Source organism: Streptomyces sp. NPDC059875 (genome assembly GCF_042731085.1).
Taxonomy (GTDB): domain Bacteria; phylum Actinomycetota; class Actinomycetes; order Streptomycetales; family Streptomycetaceae; genus Streptomyces.
On record NZ_JBHWJZ010000004.1, the window covers coordinates 65,138 to 85,819 of the forward strand.

Below are 20,682 nucleotides of genomic sequence, written 5' to 3' on the forward strand. Positions count from 1 at the left end.
GACCCCCGGGAGACAGCACATGACCGTGACGGAACAGTCCCAGCGGAACGCGGACGAACCCACCGACCCCACTCGGCCGAACCTCGCCGACCAGCCCCCGCCCCTGGCCGATCTGGTGCGGACCCGTCTGGGTGCAGCGGCACTCACCGAGCCCGTGAAGGTGCTTCTGAAGGAGGCCCTGGGCGAGGACGAGATCCGTGGAACCTCCCCGGTCGGGCGCGTCTACCTCGACTCCCTCGCCGTCAACGGCTTCCGTGGCATCGGCCCCCGTGCCCGGCTGAGCCTCAGCCCCCGCCCGGGCGTCAACCTCGTCGTGGGCCGCAACGGCTCCGGCAAGTCCAGCCTCGCCGACGCCATCGAGGTCGGCTTCACCGGCACCCGGGCCCACCGGCCGGGCCAGGCCGCCACGCGTGGCGGCCACTGGGCCAACCTCCACAACGCCGAAAGCCCCAAGATCGAGCTCAAGCTCGCGATCGAGGGCGACATCGGCAACAGCACCCTCACCCGCACCTGGACGAGCGAGGAGTTCGGCAGCTCCGAGGCCACCTTCAAGCGCCCGGGTCACGGAACCGTCCCCCTGGCCGAGGCCGGCTGGGACACGGCCCTCGCTGACCACCGGCCGTTCCTCTCGTACACCGACCTCGACCTCATGCTCAACGGCAAGCCGTCCGAGCGGTACGACGCGATCGCCACCATCCTCGGCATGGACCTGCTCTCCACCGCGACCAACAGGCTGAGCGCGCGGGAGAAGGCCCTCGCTGCCGTCGCGAAGGAGGCGAGGGAGGCCCTGCCCGGCCTGAAGGACGCCCTCTACGCGCTGGAGGACGACGACCGTGCCGTACAGGCCCTGCTCGCCGTGGACACCCCGGGAGCCCTGGACCTCGACACCATCGACGCGCTTGTCGCCGGTCTCCCCCCGGCCGACGACAGCCGGCTCGCCGAGCTCCAGATCGAGGCCGGGGTGCACGGGCCCGACCTGGCGGAGGTCGGGGAGGCCGTCCAGCGGCTGCGGATCGCCCTCGCCGACGTGGAGGACCTTCACGGCACCGACGCCGAGAACGCCCGGCTGCGCGCCGACCTGCTGGAGAAGGCCCTTGCCCACGCCGACCGGCACCCCGACGACGACGTCTGCCCGACGTGCGGAACGGAACGGGTCCTCGGACGGGAGTGGTGCGACCGTGCCTCCCGGCAGGTGGCGGAACTGCGTCGCGAGGCGAAGACCGCCGAGGACGCGCGGGCCGCCGTCCGGACGGGCAAGCGGAACCTCCAGAACCTCATCGAGACCCCCAAGCGGATCCCCGTTGCACTGGCCGACCCGTGGAAGGCGTGGACCGACTGCCGGCAGATCACCGACCCCGTTGAGCTCGCCAGGAGCGCCGAGGAGGCCGCCACGGTCCTCGTCGACGCCTGCGACACCGTCAGGAGGCACGCGGCCCGCGAGCTGGAGGAGCGCGACGAGCGGTGGCGCGCGCTCGTGATCCGGCTTGCCGCCTGGGCGGACAAGGCGCGCGAGACCGAGCGGGACAAGCCTCTGCTGGGCAACCTCCGCAAGGCTGTGAAGTGGCTCAAGGACCTCTCCACCGAGCTGCGGGAGCAGCGTATGGAGCGCTTCACCGACGCCACCCAGGGCATCTGGGAGCGCCTGCGCCAGGAGAGCAACGTCGACCTTACGGCCGTGAGCCTGAAGGGCAGTGAGAAGGCGAACGTCCGCAAGCTCGTCATGGCGGCCTCCGTCGACGGCCAGGACGCCCCGGCGCTCGACGTCATGAGCCAGGGGGAGCTGCACTCCCTCGCGCTCTCCCTCTTCCTGCCGAGGGCCACGACCGCGGACAGCCCGTTCGGCTTCCTCGTCATCGACGACCCCGTGCAGTCCATGGACCCGACCAAGGTGCACGGACTCGCCCAGGTGCTGCACGAGTTGGGCAGGCACCGGCAGATCGTCGTCTTCACCCACGACCCCCGTCTGCAGAAGGCGTTCACCGACCAGGAGCTGCCGGTCACGGTCTTCCAGGTGACGCGTGGCGAGGGGTCCCGGGTGAAGCTCGACTGCATCGACGACCCGGTTGCGCAGGCCATCGGCGACGCCCGGGCCATCGCCGCCACTCCGGGGCTTCCCCCCGAGACGTACAGCCACGTGCTGCCCGGCCTGTGCCGGATCGCCCTTGAGAACGCGTTCCTGGAGGCCGCCTGGATCCGCCACCACCGCACTGGCGGCTCGGAGCACGACCTCCAGACCGCGATCGACAGCGCGGAAAGGTTCCAGGAGGTCGCGGCCTTCGCCCTCTTCGGCGACGTGGAGCGCGGTAGCGAAGTCAGGGAGGAGGTGCGCCGTCGCTACGGGAGCTCGGCGTGCTCCCTGATCCAGCAGTGCCAGAACGGAGCCCACCCCGACGGGGCCTCGATCCCCAACCCCCACCGCTTCGTCACGGACGTCGAGGCCCTGGCACAGAAGATCCGCAAGCCGGAGGTGACCGCATGACCACCCATGCGCCTGCTTCCGTCGAAGGTCTGCTGCTGACGGCCGACCGCCTCCTTGACGGCGAACTTGCCGACGCCACTACCGCCGGCCGACACCGCGGCGCCTGTCTTGCGCTGCGGACCGCGCTGGAGATCTGCGTCGACCGGGTGCTGGAGGCCGCGACCCCCGGGCTGTCCCGCACCACGGGGCGCGCCAAGCTGCTCCTCCTGCACTCCGTCGCGCCGCCGGAGACGGCCCGACGGGTGAAGGCCCTCTGGTCCCAGCTGAGTCTGGGATGCCATTACCACCTGTACGAGCTCGGGCCCACGTACGACCAGGTACGGGTCTGGCGGACCGAGGCCGACGGCCTCGTCCGAGAACTGATCCACTGACTGTTCGTCACCGTCCGGTTTCTGATAGTTGTTTCAGCGGGGTACGGGCACATGCCCGTGGCGGTGTCACCTGGCACCGCAGGGAGGACGCACATGAGCACCACCACTCGGGATGAGATCCTCGCCGGCGAGCAGCGGGCGGTGGACCACGCGTACGACTGCTACACCACGAAACTGGCGGAACTGAGCGGCACTTCGGCCGCCACCGCTTCGGCGAGTGGCAAGGACGGGATCGCCAACCGGGCCGAGGCGGAGGCGCGGGCCGCGGCCTACGGAGGACTGGGCGACGAGGCGCTGGTCTTTGCCCGCGTCGATGCGCCGGAGGACCCGGGCGGAGAGCCCCGGCCGTGGTACATCGGGCGCCGCAGCGTGCACGACGCCTCACACGGGCTGGTGGTGCTGCCGTGGACCAGCCCCCTGGCGAAGACCTGGATCGAGACCCGGCCCGAGAAGCCGGGCGAGGTGGTCCTGCGTCGGCAGCTCCGCTGTGTGCAGCGGATCGTCGAGAGCTACTTCGACGAGATCTCCCTGCCGACGGCGGCTCCCGTGCCCTCGGCCGTACCGGCACCCGAGCCCGCCCCCGTACCGGAGCCCCGTCAGGCCGCCGACGACAGCCCGGTGGAGGAGACGGACGCGTCCCCCGCTCGGGAGCGTACGCCGGCCCCCACCCCCGGCGATGTCGTACGGCGGCAGCGACGCAAGGCTCTCCAGCCGGACGACTTCCTGCTGCGGGAGCTCCAGCGGTCGCGCGGCGGCCGGATGCGGGACATCGTCGAGACCATCCGGCGTGACCAGATGGAGCTGGTCACCGGTTCGCCCTCGGACATTCTCGTCGTGCAGGGCGGCCCGGGTACCGGTAAGTCGGCGGTCGGTCTCCACCGGGTGACATGGCTCGTCAACAACGATCACTTAAAGGCCCAGGACATCCTGGTCATCGGCCCCCACCAGCGGTTCCTCGACTACGTCGGCCAGGTCCTGCCCACCCTCGGCACCCGGGATGTCAACGCCGTTCAGCTGGACCGGCTGTGGGAGGGCGAGATCGTCGGCATCGACTCCTCGAAGGCGCGCCTCGTGAAGTCGGACGACCGCATGGCGGCCGTCCTGCGGCGTCGCGTCGAGAGCGACTACCGCCCTGAGGCTCTCGATGCCCTCACCGTCGCTCCCTCTTTCGAGGGCGACGAGCCCGCGATCGTCGTCACCGCTGGCAGTACGACCCTGCGCGTGCCGAAGTCCGAGGTCCTCGCCCTCCTCGACCGGGCCCACGCCGGCGACGGGCCCTTCCGGGAGCGGCGCGACCGTTTCCGCGGCCTTTTCGTCGACCGGCTCCTGCAGGAGCTCGCCGACATTGCGCCACGCCGCGGGCAGGCCGGCACGATCCGCCGTGACCTGGAGCGCAACCGCCGGGTCGAGCGCCTGGTCGAACGCGTCTGGCCGTCCCCCGGTCCCCGGGAGGCCCTGCGCAGCCTCTACGACTCGGCCGACCTCCTGCGGGACTGCGCCGACGGCATCCTCGACGAGGAGGAGCAGGCGGCCCTGCTGCGGGCCCGCGCCGCCAGCGCCGACGCCGATCCGTGGACCCTCGACGACCACGTCTGCCTCGAAGAGCTCCGCGTACTCATCAGCGGCGACACCCCGCCGCGCTACGGCCACATCGTCGTCGACGAGGCCCAGGACCTCACGCCCATGCAGGCCCGCTCCCTGCGGCGGCGCTGCGCCGCGGGCGGCTCCATGACCGTCCTGGGCGACCTCGCGCAGGCGACGGGCGCCCACATCCCGACGAGCTGGGACCTGCTCGGTGCGCTCCTCTCCGACCACGGCGACTGGAGCGTGGCTGAGCTCACCACGAGCTACCGTGTCCCCGCCGAGATCATGGAGTTCGTCGCCCCTCTCGCACATGCGATTGCTCCGGCCCTGCCGTACCCGCGGGCCGTCCGCGAGGCGGGAGCCGACGCCGTACGGACCGTGGCGACCGAGCCGTGGAAGCTGCTCGACGACACCGTCGATCAGGTGGCCCGCCTCGTCCATACCAGCGATGGCAGCACCCCCCGCTCCGTGGCCGTCATCGTCCCTGACGACTCTGACTGGCTGGACGCAATCAGCCGCAGGATCGACGAGGGCGACGCCATCGGCGAGCAGTACCGCGAGACCGTGTCCGTACTGGCCGCCACCCAGGCCAAGGGCATGGAGTACGACCACGTCCTGGTCATCGAGCCCGCCACCATCGCCGACCGCGGCCCCGCGGGACTGCGCCAGTTGTACGTGGCCCTCACCCGCAGCACTCAGAGCCTGACCGTCCTGCACACCGCCCCGCTGCCAGCGGCGCTCACCGCCCCCGCGGACGACACCGAACCTGCGGCACCGGACGTCCGGCCGGCGGGCGCGGCGGAAGGTCTTCCCCGGATCGGCAGCGACGTCCGGGTCGAGGTCGTGGGCCACGTCTCCGGCGGTCGGTACAAGGTCAGGCCGCTGTCTCCGGTGATCGACCGGCCGCTCGTGCTCACCGTCCGCCAGGGCTCGGTTCCCCCGCGCCGGGGTGACGAGCTGGACTGCTGGGTGTTCGCGAACGACACGAGTCAGACGGTGCTCACCGCCGATCAGCGTGGCCGGTCGCCCATCTCGGAGCGGATGGCGGGGCGCTATCTCGCGGCGCTGGCCGTGCTGGGAGAGCTGACCGGCAGCGACGGCGACATTCCCGAGGCCCGCAGCTACCTCTCCGAACTCCAGGGCATGGCCAACCGCATCCTCCGACGTGACCAGGCCGACTGGGTCGACGTACTTCACCTGTTCGGCGATCCGGACAGAGAACGACTCGGGGTTCTTCGAGACCTTGCCGCGACAACCAACCGTGCGCTCAAGGAGGGAACTTTCGACGCAGGTCGGCTCGCGGAGGAACTGGGCGCCTCCGGCTGGGCAGGGCCCCTCGCCGAAGCACGACGAGAGCTTCAGGAGCGCTTCGGCACGGAGACGAAACCGAACTCCGACGGCGCGGTCCCCGTCGCCCCGCCGCAACCCGATCAGAAGGAAGAAGCACAGATGACCACCGCGGACACCACCGCCGCAACACCGGCCGTGACCACGAAGGACGGCTTCCTCCGCGTGCTGGAAGCGGCTGCCGATGCCGACCGTACGTGCAAGAAGCACGAGGCGGTCCGCCACGCGCTGAAGTCGGCACTTCTCTGGGCGGACCTCCAGCCGGCCGACTCCTCGGTCGTCGACGTAAGCTGCGTCACCCAGCACGGTCTCTTCCTCTACGAGGCCCTGGGCGCAGGCCGCTCCACCTACGCGGACCTGCGATCAGGCGCTACCCGCCTGCTCGAGATCAACCACACGCTGCCCGCGCCGGCCGACGGTCTTTACCTCGTTCTCTCCGAACCGCCCGCCGAGGACTGGTCCGTGGACACGATTCGTGACGTCTTCCGCGTCAATGTCATTTGGCGCAGCCCGACCGGTTGGGGCGGCGAGAACGCGGACGCCGCCTTTGGCTCCTCCGGGGTAAGTAATCACCAGTAGCCGTCGTTCAGTTCGCTCCTATGCCTGCTGTAACAGGTGAAGCAGGCGCAGGTGATACCGCGTGGGTTGGGAGTGAAGTAGAGCAGTCCTGATGCCCCGATTAAGTGCTGGCCCCGGCAACCAGGGGCACAACTTGCAGGCGCTCAACAAAGAGAGATGGGGCCGTCGGGAATCCACCCCTCGATGTATCCGGTGGTCAGCGGGACGATGCCCTCAGGGTGGATCTCCCGCCTCCGTCTTCGTAGGTCTGCGACACCCCATCGAGAGTGGGTGGGTGATCTCTGCTCGATTGCCGCCCCCTCGGTGTCGCTGATGCGGACGATGAAGACACGTGCCGCCGTCACGCGATCGAACTCCCAGTTGTCGCCAGCGCTCGACTGCCGGAACCCGTAGACGGAGCCGAAGCGTGGATGCGTCAACCCGAACTGCTCGTCAAGGAATCGGGCAGCCGACTCCCTGAACCGGGCTCCGCTTGTCATGCGGACCTGCGGGACGGTCCAGCCGCCGCAGCACCCACCGCACAGCAGGAGTCGGCGCTGGTCGTCCAGTAGGAGGAGATAGACGCGGCGGTCGAAGCGGGGCCAGGGCACCCAAGGGGCAGCATGAGGGGTCACATCTCAAGCCTCACGAGCTGCTATTTGAGTAGCAACTTCTGGGCCGTCCGATGGGTGAGCTGGCACATCCATAGGGGTGGATTGAGGTGCTCCAGCCAGCGCTCCGAGTGGCAGTCGGTGAACGGCGTGAGACCTGGCGCGACCTGCGCGAACGAGGAAACTCGTTCGGAAAAATGCCCTGGCGCGTTCGGTGGCCTTCCAGCGCATTCGCCCTGATCTGCGGCGATCCAATTTCCTGCAGATCCCACGAAGGCCGGTACGGGCGACAGTGTAGCGGGTGGCCGTCGTGGGGCGGGGTTGACGGGGTGGGAGGGTGGGCATAGCGTCCCCGCTCGGGTGAGCGGGCGCTTAGGGAGAGTGGACGTGGGCGGCGGAGAGGTGGTCGGGGGCTTCGAGGGCCGGTTGGTCGCGGAGGGGGCGCCGTTTGCCGTCGAGGGTGGGGTGTATGTCGACGGGCCCCGCACGTTGCGGGAGTTCGTGGAGGTCACCTGGGCGTACGGGGACCGGGTGTTCCTGGTGTCCGAGGGTGGGGAGCTGACCTATCGGGAGTTCTTCGACGCCGCCTGTGGGCTCGCCCGGCGCTTCGTCGAGGTGTACGGGCTGCGGCCGGGGGACCGGGCCGTCGTCGCGATGCGGAACCATCCCGAGTGGCACATCGCCTTCTGGGCCGCCCAGCTCGCCGGGCTCGTCGCCGTGCCCCTCAACGCCTGGTGGACCGAGGAGGAGTTCGCGTACGCCCTCGACGACTGCACGCCCCGGATCCTCCTCGTCGACGGCGAGCGGGTCGCGCGCGTGCGCGAGTGGGCGCGCACGCACGACGTGCCCGGGATCGTCTTTCACGGGGAGGGCCGGGAAGAAGGGTTCCAGGCGTATGCGCGTGACACCGATCCGCTGCTCGGGCCACCGGTCGTCGACGTCCTGCCCGAGCACGACGCCACCATCATCTACACCTCCGGGACCACCGGCCGGCCCAAGGGCGCCGTCGCCACCCACCTCGCGCAGGCCGGGGCCGCGATGAATCCGCGGTACTACGCCGCAGCCTCCGCCCTCGGGCGCGGCATGGTTCCCGGGCAGGGGCCCGCGCCCGTTTCGCTCACCACGTTCCCGTTCTTCCACGTGGCCGCCTTCACCTCCTTCTACTCCGTCATGGCCGCCGGAGGGACCCTCGTCCTCATGCGGAAGTGGGACGCCGAGCATGCTCTCGAGCTGATCCGGCGTCATCGCGTCACCCACTACTCCGGGGTTCCGACCACCGCCCTGCAGCTGCTCGACCTCGCCGAGCGGAGCGGCGACACCCTCGAGAGCCTCACCATGCTCAACACCGGGGGCGCCGCCGCCCCGCCCGAGATCGTGGCCCGCCTCACCGCCGCGTACGGGGAGCGCATCGAGCCCCGCAACGGCTACGGGCTCACCGAGACCTGCGGGGGCGTGTTCGCGAACTTCGGGGCCGAGTACCGCGCGGATCCCCGGAGCGTCGGCCGGCCCACGCCCGCCACCGAGGTCCGCGTCGACCGGCCCGACGCGGACGGCGTCGGGGAGCTGTTGCTGCGGGGGCAGTCCCTCGTCCGCGGGTACTGGGGGGACGAGACCGCCACCCGGGAGGCCTTCACCCCCGACGGGTGGTTCCGGACCGGGGACCTCGCCCGGATCCACGACGGGCGCGTCACCATCGTCGACCGGCTCAAGGACATGGTGATCCGCGGCGGCGAGAACGTGTACTGCGTCGAGGTCGAGAACGTCCTCCACGACCACCCCGACGTCCTCGACGCCGCCGTCCTCGGCGTACCGCACCCCACCCTGGGGGAGGAGGTCGCCGCCGTCGTGCGTCTGAGGGAGGGGGCGGGCGTCGGCGTCGAGGAGCTCAGGGCGCACGTCGGGGCGCGGCTCGCCGCCTTCAAGGTGCCCGTCCATGTCCTCGTACGGGACGTCGAGCTGCCCCGGAACGCCACCGGGAAGGTACTGAAGCGGGAGCTGCGCGATCAGGTGCGCCTGATCCGTACGCGGTAGCGGCCGTCGGCGTCCTCGTCCATCACCGTGATCCGTATGCCGTTCGCCCGGTCCGTAAAGGTCTCGCCCGGGCGGTACGGCGCGTCCGACAGCTCCGCGTGGACGTTCGGGCGGCGCGTGCAGCCGCCGCTGTCCTTGTCGCTGTCCGCCACGGTCACCGGCCCGTGCCCGGTGTCGACGTCCGACTCGACCCGGTAGATCAGGACGCCCGGCTCGCAGACGGCCTCGTCGTTGCCGTCGCGCGTGCGGACCTCGACCGCGTACCCCGACTGCTCGGAGAGCGGTACGAAGGCCAGCTTCGGGCCGCCCGCGTCCGCCAGCGGGGTCAGCGTGTACTCGTGCGTCCCGGTCCTGGACGCGCAGCCGACCTGCTCGTTGTCGAGCCAGCCCAGCTTCCACTTGTGCCAGCCGAGGAGGTCGTTGTTGGCCCCCCAGTCCTCGGACATGATGTCCCAGTGTCCGACCGTGCCGCCGCCGTCCACGGTGTAGAGGTCGGGCAGGCCGAAGACATGGCCGTTCTCGTGCGGCAGGACGCGGTAGCCGGTGTCGGCGTACGACCCCGAGCCGTCGTCCTGGCGGCTGTAGACGAAGGACGTGTTGGAGAGCGGGACGCCGTCCGCGTAGGGGGCGTCGTCGTTGCCGGAGAAGGTGACGGACAGGACGGTGTCCAGGGCCGAGGGCCCGGCGTTCGGGGTGACCAGGATGTTGACCAGGTCGTACGAGCTGAAGTCGACCTTCGGGTCGGCGGTCTTCACGATGTCCTCGACGAGCCCCCGGTAGCCCGGTTCGTACGGTGAGCCGCGCTCTATCCCGTACGCGGAGAACGGTTTCGGCATCCTCAGCCAGCCGGTTATCGGGGCCTCGGGGTGGTAGTGCAGGCGTCCGTACGAGCTGACGCGGAACCAGTCGGCGGTCTTCGGGAAGAACTCGTCGAAGCGGGCGAGCGCCGTGCCGTCCCCGGGTGCGTCCGGGAAGTCGATCATCAGGTTGAGGGCCCTGACCCGGCCCGTGGAGCGGGCGTATCCGGGGGCGGTCGGCAGCCCCTCCGACATCTGCACACCCATCGTCGTCGCGATGCGGCACGGCCCGAGCGGCGCGTCCGTGGGCGCGGCGGCCACGGGGCCTGCCGAGGCCGGCGCCGGGCCCGGGAGGGTCGTGCTGGCCGAGGCCAGGGCGGCGAGCGCGAGGGCTGCCGCTGCTGCGAGGGCGACGGGTCTGCGTATCCGCCGGCGGGTCTGCTGCATCCGGTCGCCTCTCTGGTCGGCCTCGGGGCAGCCCCTGGCCGTCCCTGGTCAGCTGGTCGGTGCTGCCGTGGTCGGTGCTGCCTGTCGATCAGCGCTGCTGTTCGATCAGCCTGTGTCGAGAGGTGCGGGGGCGCGCGCCGGGTTGGCCCGATCGTGGGTATTCCGCGAGACGCCGGATGTGTGACCCAGGTCACAGTTGAAGCGGGAAATAACCGGGGACTCCCTCCCCGTTTACGCCTGTGTCCGAGGAAGTGGGGACTCAGTCCCCGGATCGATCGCAGAGCGCGAGATGCAGAGCGAGAGATCCAGAGATCGTCAGAAGGAGGCCGTGGCGTGACCACCGAAGCCGAGCCCGCGCCCGCCGCCCGTCGCGTACCCCGCCCGCGGGCCGACGCCCTGCGCAACCGCGAGCGGATCGTGACGGCGGCCCGCGAGATGTTCGTCGAGTTCGGCCCGCAGGTGCCGCTCGACGAGGTCGCGCGCCGCGCCGGGGTCGGCAACGCCACGCTCTACCGCAACTTCCCCGAGCGCAACGACCTCATCCACGAGGTCGTCGTCTCCGTCACGTCCCGCACCACGGACCTGGCGGAGGAGGCGGGCGCGGCCGTCGACGCGGGGGAGGTCGACGCTTTCGACGCGCTGCGCCGCTTCACCCACGGCGCCGCCGACGAACGCATCGGCGCCCTGTGCCCGATGCTCGACGGCACCTTCGACCAGAACCACCCCGAACTGCACGCCGAACGCACGCGGTTGGAGGCGGCCGTACAGGGCCTCGTCGACCGCGCGCACGGTACGGGCAGGCTCCGCGCCGACGTCGGCGTCGGGGACCTGCTGGTGGCCGTGTCCCAGCTGACCCGCCCGCTCCCGGGTACGGCCTGCCTGAACATGGACCGCTTCGTCCACCGCCATCTACAGCTGTTCCTGGACGGTCTCGAAGCGCCCGCGCGCTCCGTGCTGCCCGGCTCGGCCGCCACTCTGGAGGATCTGCGGGGCGATTCCCACGAGTCGTGACCCCGAGCTGACCGTCCCGTAACCCAGTAGCTCCGTAACCCAGTAGCTCCGTGAATCCGTAGCTCCGTGAATCCGTAGCTCCGTGAATCCGTAGCCCCGTGACTCAGTAGCTCCGTCACAAATCCAGCGCTCCACCCGTCATAAGTCCAGCGCTCGACGTTCCGTTTTTTCCTTTACGCACCAAGAGGTGGCTACCCCCATGTCCGAAACAGATCCCCGGCGCTGGAAAGCGCTGGTCTTCATCGCTCTCGCCCAGCTGATGGTCGTGCTCGACGCGACGATCGTGAACATCGCGCTGCCCTCCGCCCAGCAGGACCTGGGGATCTCGGACGGCAACCGGCAGTGGGTCATCACGGCCTACGCCCTCGCCTTCGGCGGGCTGCTGCTCTTCGGCGGCCGCATCGCCGACCTGTGGGGCCGTAAGCGCACCTTCGTCGTCGGTCTGATCGGCTTCGCCGCCGCCTCCGCGCTCGGCGGGGCCGCGACCGGCGAGGCGATGATGCTCGGCGCCCGCGCGCTCCAGGGCGCGTTCGGCGCGCTGCTCGCGCCCGCCGCGCTCTCCCTGCTCGCGGTGATGTTCACCGACGCCAAGGAGCGCGCCAAGGCGTTCGGCATCTACGGTGCGATCGCCGGTGGCGGTGGCGCCGTGGGCCTGATCCTCGGCGGCTTCCTCACCGAGTACCTGGACTGGCGCTGGACCTTCTTCGTCAACATCCCCTTCGCGATCGTCGCGGCCGCGGGCGCGTACTTCGTGATCCGTGAGCCGGCCGGCGGGCGCAACCGTTCGCCGCTCGACATCCCCGGCGTCGTCCTGTCCACGCTCGGCCTGGTCGCGCTGGTCTACGGCTTCACCCGCGCCGAGTCCGAGGGCTGGTCGGACGCCACCACGATCGGCATGTTCGTCGCCTCCGCGGTGCTTCTCGCCGCCTTCGTCCTCACCGAGGCGAAGGTCAAGTCCCCGCTGCTGCCGCTGCGCGTCCTGACCGACCGCAACCGCGGCGGTGTGTACCTCTCGCTGGGTCTGGCCGTCATCGCGATGTTCGGCCTGTTCCTCTTCCTGACGTACTACCTCCAGGTCGTGAAGGGGTACTCGCCGGTCAAGACGGGCTTCGCGTTCCTCCCGATGATCGTGGGCATGATCGTCGGCTCGACCCAGATCGGTACGCGGCTGATGACGCGGGTCCCCCCGCGCTGGCTGATGGGCCCGGGCTTCCTGACCGCCGGCGTCGGCATGCTGCTGCTCACGCAGCTGGAGATCGGCACCTCGTACGCCGGTCTGATCCTCCCCGCCCAGCTGCTGCTCGGCCTCGGCATGGGTACGGCCTTCATGCCGGCCATGTCGCTCGCCACGCACGGGGTCGACCCGCGGGACGCCGGTGTGGCCTCCGCGATGGTCAACACCTCGCAGCAGGTCGGCGGCGCGATCGGTACGGCGCTGCTGAACACGATCGCCGCATCGGCCACCACCGCGTACATCGCCGACCGCGCGGCCGGCGCCACCACCGAGGGTGCCCAGAAGCTGCTCCAGCTCCAGGGCATGGTCGAGGGCTACGCGGCGGCCATCTGGTGGGCCGTCGGCATCCTGGTCGTCTCGGCCGCGATCGCCGTCACCTTCATCAACACCGGGAAGCCGGGGTCCGGTGTGGTCACTGGCTCCGGGTCCGGTGAGGGCGCCGAGGACGAGCTGAAGATCCCCGTCGTCGCGCACTGACCCGCGTACGGTCCGATTCCGAACGACCTGCCCTGGTTCCGCTCAGCGGAGCCAGGGCAGGTCCGCGTTCGGGTCCGTCGGCTGCAGGCCCTCCGCCATCACCTTCATGATCTCGCCGAGCTGTGCCACCTGCTGCGGGCTGAGCCGGTCGAACATCGCCTGCCGTACGGCGGCGACATGGCCGGGGGCCGTCCGCTTCAGCACCTCGAAACCCTCGTCCGTGAGGTACGCGAACTGTCCGCGCTTGTCGGAGGGGCAGTCCTCGCGGAGCACCCAGCCGTTCTTCTCCAGGCGCGCCACCGCGTGGGAGAGCCGGGAGCGGGTGATCTTGGCGCCCTTGGCGAGCTCGGTCATCCGCAGCCGCCTGCGGGGCGCCTGGGAGAGCTGCACGAGCAGGCCGTAGTAGATGTGCGGCATCCCGGCGTCACGCTGCAACTGGCGGTCGAGATGGTCCTCGAGGAGGGTGGTGGCGTGCAGGTACGCGCGCCAGACGTGCTGCTCCTCGTCGCTGAGCCAGCGGGGCGGGTCGTCGCTGAGCCGGCGGGGTGCGTTGTTGGGTGCCATGGTCATGTATCTATCCTACGGCTCATTCTTGAAAGTTTAACTAGATCGGGTCTAAGCTTGTCAGGTCGGATGAGCTTGAACTTTCAATGACTTGAACTTTCTGTCATGGACCCGGAACGGAGGCGGTCGTCATGGACGCCGACACCACGCTGGAGCGGATGCCCGCCCTCTATCTCTCGCACGGCGCCCCGCCGCTCGCCGACGACCCGGTCTGGCCCGGTGAACTCGCCGCCTGGTCGGCGGGGCTGCCCCGGCCGAAGGCGATCCTCATGGTCTCCGCCCACTGGGAGGAGGCCCCGCTCGCTCTCGGCGCGACCGAGACCGTGCCGCTGGTCTACGACTTCTGGGGCTTCCCCGAGCACTACTACCGGGTGCGGTACGCGGCCCCCGGCGCGCCCGAGCTCGCCGCGTCCGTCCGCAAGTTGCTCCACGGCCCCGGCACGCCGGTGCAGGACATCCCCGACCGCGGCCTCGACCACGGCGCCTACGTGCCGCTCGTGGAGATGTTCCCGGACGCCGACATTCCCGTACTCCAGATCTCCATGCCCACCCTCGACCCGCGCAAGCTCATGGACATCGGGCGCAAGCTCGCGCCGCTGCGCGACGAGGGCGTACTGATCGTCGGCAGCGGGTTCTTCACCCACAACCTGGCCGCGCTGCGCCATTCCGGGCCGGGCGTGCCGGGCTGGTCGGCGGAGTTCGACGACTGGGGGCGCCACGCCCTGGAGGCCGAGGACGTCGACGCGCTCCTCGACTTCGAGCACAAGTCCCCGGCCGGTCGGCTCGCCCACCCGCGCACGGAGCACTTCGCACCGCTGTTCGTCACGCTGGGCGCGGCGGACGCGGCGGGGGACCTCGGGGGCGGACGGAGTGTGATCGACGGGTTCTGGTTGGGCCTGGCGAAGCGCTCGGTGCAGTTCGGCTAGGGACTGGACTGTCCGACCCTGATGCGCCGGACAGTCCCCAGGCGCCTCAGTAGATCGGCGGGTTGAGTTCGATCGCGCGGAGGGCGGCGGCCAGCGCGAGCGGGTCGCCGACGTCGAGCGCGGTGTCGGTGAACTTGATCGTGTGCTCGTCGCCGTGCGCCGCGGCCCGCTCGAAGACCTCCTCGGCGGTCACGGTCGTGACCGCTTGGTGGGGAGCGGGCTCGACGGGCGTGTAGGAGGCGGTCACCGCAGCCGAGGCGGCCCAGGCGGCCGAGAGGCTCGGCGCCCAGAGCTCGCGGGGGAGCGCGGGGAGGGTGCGCAGCACGGCGTTGGGTGCGGTCGCGGCGTGCACGAGCATGATCGGTTCGCCGTGGCCGTGGGTGGCGTAGCGGTGGGTCGCGGCCTCGACCAGTTCGGTGAGCAGGACGTACGCGGTGTCCGCGTCGGGGGCGGTGCCCCAGTGCGGGAACGCGGTGAGCTGGGCGAGCCGGGACGGCAGGCCGCCGTCCTGGTCCGGGACGGGCGGTACGGCGCCGAGGGCGGCGGCCGCGGTGGGTGCGGGGGCGAGCCGCGTGAGGGCTGGGAGGGGCTGGTGGCGGGCGGCCCAGTAGCCGAGTGCGTGGGCCAGCTCGACGCGGCGCGGCGCGGTCTCCTCGGTCGTGAGGAGGGAGCGTACGGCGTGACCGGTACGGATCACGGGGTGGGTCGACCCGCCCGCGATGCCGGGGAGCAGGCGGGGCCACCACTCGGCGAGCACCTCGCGCCAGGGGCGTTCGGCGGTCTCGCGCTCGAAGTACCGCACCCAGTCGGTGATCCGGGCGGGGTCGCCCAGCGCCTCGCGCCAGGTGGCGGCGGTGACGGGGGAGCGCGGCGACGGCATGTCCTCCAGCTTGTGCCCGTAGTGGTCGAGCCAGCGGTGCACGGCCGGGGCCCGGCCGTGCCGCACGAGCGCCTCGACGGCCATCGGGGCGTGGTTGGTGAGCCGGCCGAGGCGCTCGGGGCCGGTGGCGTGGAGGCGCTGGAGGGCTTCGTCGAGGGTGCCGGAGGTGTCGTCCATGGCGTGGACGTTAGGCGTCGAGGGGAGGGGGCGTAACGGTCCGTGGTCCTAGGTCGGGGCTGAGGTGGGGCCTAAGGCCTGTCCGGCGGATCAGGGTCGGACAGGCCCTAGGACCGGGGGCGCGGGAGGGCCCGAGGTCCTTCTCGTACCAGGCCACGTCCCAGTAGCGGCCGAACTTCCGGCCGACCTCCCCGTACGTACCGATGTGGCGGAAGCCGAAACGGGTGTGGAGGCGGGCCGAGGGCTCGTTGGGGAGGGCGATGCCGGCGTAGGCGCGGTGGACGTCCTCGTCGGCGAGGGCCGCGAAGAGCCGCTCGTAGAGGAGCGTGCCGATGCCCCGGCCCGCGGCGTCCGGGGAGAGGTACACGCTGACCTCCACGGAGGTGGAGTACGCGGGCTTGGGACGGAAGGCGCTACTGGTCGCATAGCCGAGAATTGGGTTTTTCGTCCCTTTTTGGACATCCTGAGCAACCAGAAGGCGATGGGGGCCGTCTTCAGGGTGGGAGCGGAGCCAGGGCAGTCGCTGCTCCGGCGTGAAGGGCTCGGTGTCGAAGGTGATCGCGGTCTCGCGGACGTAGTGGTTGTACAGCTCCGTGAGCGCCTCCAGGTCACCCTCCGTGCCCGGCCTGACCTGCGTCTCTGTGTGTTCAGACACCATGTATCCCCCTCGGTGGCGGCACAGGGTACTGCATGATCGCGAAAATCGATGCGCCGCGTGGGAATTCTGTCCTGATTCCAGTCGTTGTTTCCGTCGGATGCAGGGCACCCGAGAGGGTGTCGCGACCTACTCAGCAAGGGAGCACGCATGGCAACCCGTGCCGTCGCCCGTCGTTCGTCCGCCACCAGCGGTAGCAGCACGCGGGCCAGCAGCGTTCGCGCCGTGGGCGGGGAGATCGCCGACCGCGACCTGGTCGGCATGTACCTCGACGAGATCGCGCGTACGCCCCTGCTCGACGCCGCCAAGGAGGTCGAGCTCTCCCAGACGATCGAGGCGGGTGTGTACGCCCGGCAGATCCTCGACGGTGAGGTCGAGAGCGAGGCGGGGGGCGCGTCCCGCGAGGAGCTCGAAGCGCTGTACGCGGCGGGCGAGCGCGCGAAGGATCTTTTCATCAAGTCGAACCTGCGGCTGGTCGTCGCGGTCGCACGACGCTATCCGCGCAGCGGGCTGCCGCTGCTCGACCTGATCCAGGAGGGGAACGCGGGTCTGGTGCGCGCGGTCGAGAAGTTCGACTACGCGAAGGGCTTCAAGTTCTCGACGTACGCCACGTGGTGGATCCGCCAGGCCATCACGCGGTCCATAGCCGACCAGTCGCGCACGATCCGGCTCCCCGTCCACCTGGTGGAGGAGCTGGGGCGGATCCGGCGCGTGCAGCGCGAGTTCAACAGGGAGAACGGCCGGGAGCCGGAGCCGGCGGAGATCGCGACGGAGCTGGGCTCGACGCCGGAGCGGGTCGTGGACGTGCTCGACTGGGCGCGGGACCCGGTCTCGCTGAACATGTCGGTGGACGACGAGGGCGAGACGCAGTTCGGCGACCTGCTGGAGGACACGTCGGCGGTGTCGCCGGAGCAGTCGGTGCTCACGCTGCTGCGCAGCGAGGAGCTGGACGACCTGATCGACAAGCTCGACCACCGCACGGCGTCGATCATCCGGATGCGCTACGGAATCGAGGACGGCCGGGAGCGGACGCTGACGGAGGTCGGCAAGGAACACGGGCTGACGCGTGAGCGGATCCGCCAGATCGAGAAGCACGCGCTGCTGGAACTGAAGAAGATGGCGCGGGACACGGGCTTCGACGCGGTGGCCTAGAGCGGCCGGCGGACCGGGGGCCTTGGCCTCTGCGGGCCCGGCGCTGCGCCGCTGCGCGGCGGGGTTTCATGCGGGTCGGCCCCGCGCCCCGGGTCTCGGCGCCGGCTTCGCGGCGCAGGGGGTTCCCGGGCCGGGAGGTCCTGGCCCGGGCTTGCTGCGCCGCTCTGCGGCGCGGGGTTGGCGGGCCCGCACCCCCGTGGAGCTCTGCGCCGTTCCGCGGCGCGGGGGGTTTGGCGGGGGGGTGCTCCGCACACGGGCCATGCGCCCACTCCGCGGCGTGAGGGAGTGCCCGAGTAGGGCCCCGCACCGCCGGGACGCTTCGCCGCCCCGCGGCGCGGGTCCTATGCGCGTTGGCCTCGCCCCCCGGGTCTCTCGGCGCGCCGGCTTCGCGGCGCTGGGGGTTCCCGGGTCGGGAGGTCCTGGCCCTCGGGCTTGCTGCGCCGCTGCGCGGCGCGGGTTTGCGCGTGCTCTACAGAACCGCGGGCCGGCGTCGCTGCGCCGCTCCGCTGCGCGGGTTTTGGCGGGGTTGCCCCGCAGCCGCGGGCTCTGCCCCCGCTCCGCGGCGCGGGGTTTGGGGATTGCACCCGCACCCCGGGCCTGCGCCCGCTTCGCGGTGTGAGGGGGCTGCCGGAGGCGGCGCCCCGCACCGCCGGGGCGCTTCGCCGCTCCGCGGTTCTGGGGCTTGCGGGGTTGCCCCCGCCCCGCGGGCGCGTTGCCGGGGTCAGGTCGTCGACGCCGTCAGGCGGGTCGCCAGGTCTGTCACGTAGGTGATCAGAGGGGGTGGGGCGTGGATGGTGAAGGGGATGTCCACCAGGGCCAGGCGGAGGGCCAGCCATTCGACCGAGTCGGCCGTGGGGGTGCGCAGGCGGCAGGTGGTCGGGCCCGTGGGTGTCGGGGTCAGGTGGGCGGGGAGGCGGGCGGCGACGAATTCCGCCGGGGCCTCGAAGGTGACGTCCAGGTCGAGTTCGGGCTGGGCGCGGGACATGGAGCGGGCCATGTACTCGGCCGCGCCGCCCTCCGGCAGCTCCCGCGGAGCGAACCGCGCCCCCGTCGCGAACGGGTCGGACACCCGGTCCACCCGGAACGTCCGCCAGTCCTCGCGCTCCAGGTCGTACGCGACCAGATACCACCGCCGCCCGGTCGACACGAGCCGGTACGGCTCCACCAGGCGCCGTGATTCCGTGCCGTCCCCCGCCCGGTAGCCGAAGCGCAGCCGCTCCTGCCCCGTCACCGCGCCCGCGAGCGCCGTCAGGGTCGACGGCGCGACCGTCGCCCCGTCCCCGCGCGTCAGCGGGATCGTCGCGTTCTGCAGCGTGGAGACCCGGTGGCGCAGCCGCGACGGCAGGACCTGCTCCAGCTTCGCCAGGGCCCGTACCGACGCCTCCTCCACCCCCTCGATCGCGTGCCCCGCCCCCGCCCGAAGCCCCACCGCGATCGCGACCGCCTCCTCGTCGTCGAGGAGCAGCGGCGGCATCGCCGTACCCGCGACCAGGCGGTATCCGCCCGCCGCGCCCTTCGTCGCCTCGACCGGATAGCCGAGCTCCCGCAGCCGGTCGATGTCCCGCCGGATCGTGCGGGCCGAGACCGAGAGCCGGTCGGCCAGCTCGCTGCCCGGCCACTCACGCGGGGTCTGGAGCAGCGACAGCAGATTCAGAAGTCGTGCCGGAGTGTCCGTCATAAGTTCCAGCATGCGCCGCATCTAGGACATCAGCTGACCTATATGACCTCTAGTTTCATCGTATGAGTTCACACGACGCCGTTCCGGAAGCGGCCACGGAAGCAGTCGCCGACCGCCGGCGCTGGATCGCCCTCGCCATCGTCATGACCGCCGCCTTCATGGACCTGGTCGACGCCACGATCGTCAACATCGCGATCCCGAGCATCGAACGCGACCTCGGCGCCACGACCAGCGCCATCCAGTGGATCACCGCCGGTTACGCCCTCGCGTTCGCCGCCGGCCTGATCACGGGCGGACGTCTCGGCGACATCTTCGGCCGCAAGCGGCTCTTCCTCCTCGGCACCGCCGGCTTCACCCTCGCCTCCGCGCTCTGCGGCTTCGCCGCGAGCCCGGAGATGCTGGTCGCCTCCCGCCTGCTCCAGGGCGCCGCGGCGGCGATGATGGTGCCGCAGGTCCTGTCGATCGTCCACGCCACCTTCCCGGCGCACGAGCGCGGCAAGGTCTTCGGCCTGTTCGGCGCGATCATCGGCCTCGGCGCGGTCTCCGGCCCGCTGCTCGGCGCGCTGCTCACGCAGTGGAACATCGCCGGTCTGGAGTGGCGGCCGATCTTCCTCATCAACCTGCCGGTCGGCATCGCCGGTCTGCTGCTCGGCCGGAAGTTCATCACCGAGTCGAAGGCGCCCAAGGCGCTCCGGCTCGACATCGTCGGCGTCCTGCTGGTCACGCTGGCGCTGCTGATGCTGATCTACCCGCTGACGCGCGGCCGCGAGCTGGACTGGCCGCTCTGGGGCCACCTGTGCATGGCCGGCAGCCTCGTCGTCTTCGCCGCCCTCATCGCGTACGAGAAGTACAAGACGAGGAAGGACGGCTCCCCGCTGGTCGAGCTGTCGCTGTTCAAGGTGAAGAGCTTCGCGGCCGGTATCGCGGTGCAGCTGACCTTCGGTGTCGTGATGGGCATCTTCTTCCTGGTCTGGACGATGTACATGCAGATCGGGCTCGGCTGGAGCCCCCTCAAGGCGGGCCTGACGGGCGTGCCGTTCTCGATCGCCGTCTCGACGGCGGCCGGTCTGTCCGTGCAGAAGCTGGTGCCGCGCTTCGGCCGCAAGGTGCTCCAGGCGGGCGCGCTGACGATGGCCGCCGGGCTGCTGCTCTACATGGGTGCGGCCGGTCGGTACGGCACCGCCATCGACTCCTGGCAGATGATCCCGCCGCTGGTGGTCATGGGTCTGGGCATGGGCCTGATCGTGGCCCCGCTGACGGACGCGGTCCTCTCGGACGTGCCGCGCGAGCACGCCGGCTCGGCGTCGGGTCTCATCAACACGACCGGGCAGATGGGCAACGCGCTCGGACTCGGACTCGTGTCGGTCGTCTTCTTCGGCGTGATCGACGAGAAGCGTCTGGAGCAGGCTCCGGCCGAGGTGGGGGCGGCGTTCACGGACGCGTTCCAGAACGCGCTCGGGTGGGCGGTGGCGGTGCTCGCCGGGATCTTCCTGGTGATGTTCGCGCTGCCGCGGAAGCCGAAGCAGCACGTGGAGGGCGCGGAGGGATCCGGGGACGTCGTGGACGCCGGGGACACCGAGGACCCCGAGGTCGGCTTCGAGAAGGAGCCGGTGCTCACGCACTGACGCGCTGAAGCACTGACGCGCTGAAGCACCGACGCGCTGAAGCCGTGACGCAGTGACGCACCAGCGCCTCGTACGACG

General features: G+C 70.9%; 14 protein-coding genes and 1 pseudogene. 9 read left to right on the plus strand and 6 right to left on the minus strand.

The window, feature by feature from the left end; translation table 11 throughout:
• The first annotated feature begins 19 nt into the window (after positions 1 to 19).
• From ACFV9D_RS06315 to ACFV9D_RS06325, 3 genes are all read left to right on the plus strand, one after another.
• Entirely contained in the window at positions 20 to 2,479 is a 2,460-nt protein-coding gene (locus tag ACFV9D_RS06315; RefSeq protein WP_385141729.1) for an AAA family ATPase, read from the plus strand.
• Positions 2,476 to 2,850 carry a hypothetical protein gene (locus ACFV9D_RS06320; protein WP_369165082.1) on the plus strand — a complete coding sequence of 125 codons (375 nt, stop codon included), beginning with the start codon at positions 2,476 to 2,478 and terminating at the stop codon, positions 2,848 to 2,850. The genes ACFV9D_RS06315 and ACFV9D_RS06320 overlap by 4 nt, the downstream gene beginning before the upstream one ends.
• Positions 2,851 to 2,943: 93 nt before the next feature.
• On the plus strand, positions 2,944 to 6,360 hold the full coding sequence (locus tag ACFV9D_RS06325) for a HelD family protein (protein WP_385141732.1): 3,417 nt from the start codon (positions 2,944 to 2,946) through the stop codon (positions 6,358 to 6,360).
• A gap of 143 nt (positions 6,361 to 6,503) precedes the next feature.
• On the opposite strand, the gene ACFV9D_RS06330 is transcribed toward ACFV9D_RS06325, so the two are convergent.
• The gene (locus ACFV9D_RS06330; RefSeq protein ID WP_385141734.1) at positions 6,504 to 6,950 is read right to left on the minus strand and encodes a hypothetical protein; all 447 of its coding nucleotides are present in this window, start codon (positions 6,948 to 6,950) and stop codon (positions 6,504 to 6,506) included.
• A gap of 387 nt (positions 6,951 to 7,337) precedes the next feature.
• Between ACFV9D_RS06330 and ACFV9D_RS06335 the strand changes: the two genes are divergently transcribed.
• Positions 7,338 to 8,981 carry a class I adenylate-forming enzyme family protein gene (locus ACFV9D_RS06335; RefSeq protein ID WP_385141737.1) on the plus strand — a complete coding sequence of 548 codons (1,644 nt, stop codon included), beginning with the start codon at positions 7,338 to 7,340 and terminating at the stop codon, positions 8,979 to 8,981.
• On the opposite strand, the gene ACFV9D_RS06340 is transcribed toward ACFV9D_RS06335, so the two are convergent.
• The gene (locus ACFV9D_RS06340; RefSeq protein ID WP_385141740.1) at positions 8,954 to 10,225 is read right to left on the minus strand and encodes a M6 family metalloprotease domain-containing protein; all 1,272 of its coding nucleotides are present in this window, start codon (positions 10,223 to 10,225) and stop codon (positions 8,954 to 8,956) included. The genes ACFV9D_RS06335 and ACFV9D_RS06340 overlap by 28 nt on opposite strands.
• A 333-nt stretch (positions 10,226 to 10,558) precedes the next feature.
• Between ACFV9D_RS06340 and ACFV9D_RS06345 the strand changes: the two genes are divergently transcribed.
• Together ACFV9D_RS06345 and ACFV9D_RS06350 are read left to right on the plus strand one after the other, a co-directional pair.
• Positions 10,559 to 11,236 (plus strand): TetR/AcrR family transcriptional regulator, encoded by a 678-nt coding sequence (locus tag ACFV9D_RS06345; protein ID WP_385141743.1) that lies wholly within the window; start codon positions 10,559 to 10,561, stop codon positions 11,234 to 11,236.
• 199 nt (positions 11,237 to 11,435) lie between these two features.
• Complete coding sequence (locus ACFV9D_RS06350; protein ID WP_385141746.1) at positions 11,436 to 12,947, plus strand: MFS transporter; 1,512 nt, start codon at positions 11,436 to 11,438, stop codon at positions 12,945 to 12,947.
• A gap of 42 nt (positions 12,948 to 12,989) precedes the next feature.
• Here ACFV9D_RS06350 and ACFV9D_RS06355 read toward each other — a convergent pair whose 3' ends face one another.
• Positions 12,990 to 13,517, minus strand: coding sequence for a MarR family winged helix-turn-helix transcriptional regulator (locus tag ACFV9D_RS06355; RefSeq protein WP_385141749.1), 528 nt, complete (start codon positions 13,515 to 13,517; stop codon positions 12,990 to 12,992).
• A 125-nt stretch (positions 13,518 to 13,642) separates the two neighbouring features.
• Here ACFV9D_RS06355 and ACFV9D_RS06360 point away from each other — a divergent pair, with 125 nt between their 5' ends.
• The gene (locus ACFV9D_RS06360; RefSeq protein WP_385141752.1) at positions 13,643 to 14,437 is read left to right on the plus strand and encodes a dioxygenase; all 795 of its coding nucleotides are present in this window, start codon (positions 13,643 to 13,645) and stop codon (positions 14,435 to 14,437) included.
• Between the two features lie 46 nt (positions 14,438 to 14,483).
• On the opposite strand, the gene ACFV9D_RS06365 is transcribed toward ACFV9D_RS06360, so the two are convergent.
• Positions 14,484 to 15,494, minus strand: coding sequence for a questin oxidase family protein (locus tag ACFV9D_RS06365; protein WP_385141754.1), 1,011 nt, complete (start codon positions 15,492 to 15,494; stop codon positions 14,484 to 14,486).
• Between the two features lie 133 nt (positions 15,495 to 15,627).
• A pseudogene (locus ACFV9D_RS06370) lies at positions 15,628 to 16,152 on the minus strand (GNAT family N-acetyltransferase); the annotation flags it as partial.
• A gap of 147 nt (positions 16,153 to 16,299) precedes the next feature.
• Between ACFV9D_RS06370 and ACFV9D_RS06375 the strand changes: the two are divergent.
• Positions 16,300 to 17,301, plus strand: a complete 1,002-nt coding sequence (locus ACFV9D_RS06375; protein WP_385141757.1) for an RNA polymerase sigma factor RpoD/SigA — start codon at positions 16,300 to 16,302, stop codon at positions 17,299 to 17,301.
• 721 nt (positions 17,302 to 18,022) lie between these two features.
• Here ACFV9D_RS06375 and ACFV9D_RS06380 read toward each other — a convergent pair.
• Positions 18,023 to 18,979 (minus strand): helix-turn-helix transcriptional regulator, encoded by a 957-nt coding sequence (locus ACFV9D_RS06380; protein WP_385141760.1) that lies wholly within the window; start codon positions 18,977 to 18,979, stop codon positions 18,023 to 18,025.
• A 62-nt stretch (positions 18,980 to 19,041) separates the two neighbouring features.
• Between ACFV9D_RS06380 and ACFV9D_RS06385 the strand changes: the two genes are divergently transcribed.
• Entirely contained in the window at positions 19,042 to 20,604 is a 1,563-nt protein-coding gene (locus ACFV9D_RS06385; RefSeq protein ID WP_385141763.1) for an MFS transporter, read from the plus strand.
• Positions 20,605 to 20,682: the final 78 nt, after the last annotated feature.

Excerpts from the sequence above, each read along its gene's own strand:
- ACFV9D_RS06315 (WP_385141729.1), top strand. The coding sequence starts at position 20 with ATGACCGTGACGGAACAGTCCCAGCGGAACGCGGACGAACCCACCGAC.
- ACFV9D_RS06320 (WP_369165082.1), top strand. The coding sequence starts at position 2,476 with ATGACCACCCATGCGCCTGCTTCCGTCGAAGGTCTGCTGCTGACGGCC.
- ACFV9D_RS06325 (WP_385141732.1), top strand. The coding sequence starts at position 2,944 with ATGAGCACCACCACTCGGGATGAGATCCTCGCCGGCGAGCAGCGGGCG.
- ACFV9D_RS06340 (WP_385141740.1), bottom strand. The coding sequence starts at position 10,225 with ATGCAGCAGACCCGCCGGCGGATACGCAGACCCGTCGCCCTCGCAGCA.
- ACFV9D_RS06350 (WP_385141746.1), top strand. The coding sequence starts at position 11,436 with ATGTCCGAAACAGATCCCCGGCGCTGGAAAGCGCTGGTCTTCATCGCT.
- ACFV9D_RS06355 (WP_385141749.1), bottom strand. The coding sequence starts at position 13,517 with ATGACCATGGCACCCAACAACGCACCCCGCCGGCTCAGCGACGACCCG.
- ACFV9D_RS06360 (WP_385141752.1), top strand. The coding sequence starts at position 13,643 with ATGGACGCCGACACCACGCTGGAGCGGATGCCCGCCCTCTATCTCTCG.
- ACFV9D_RS06365 (WP_385141754.1), bottom strand. The coding sequence starts at position 15,494 with ATGGACGACACCTCCGGCACCCTCGACGAAGCCCTCCAGCGCCTCCAC.
- ACFV9D_RS06375 (WP_385141757.1), top strand. The coding sequence starts at position 16,300 with ATGGCAACCCGTGCCGTCGCCCGTCGTTCGTCCGCCACCAGCGGTAGC.
- ACFV9D_RS06380 (WP_385141760.1), bottom strand. The coding sequence starts at position 18,979 with ATGACGGACACTCCGGCACGACTTCTGAATCTGCTGTCGCTGCTCCAG.
- ACFV9D_RS06385 (WP_385141763.1), top strand. The coding sequence starts at position 19,042 with ATGAGTTCACACGACGCCGTTCCGGAAGCGGCCACGGAAGCAGTCGCC.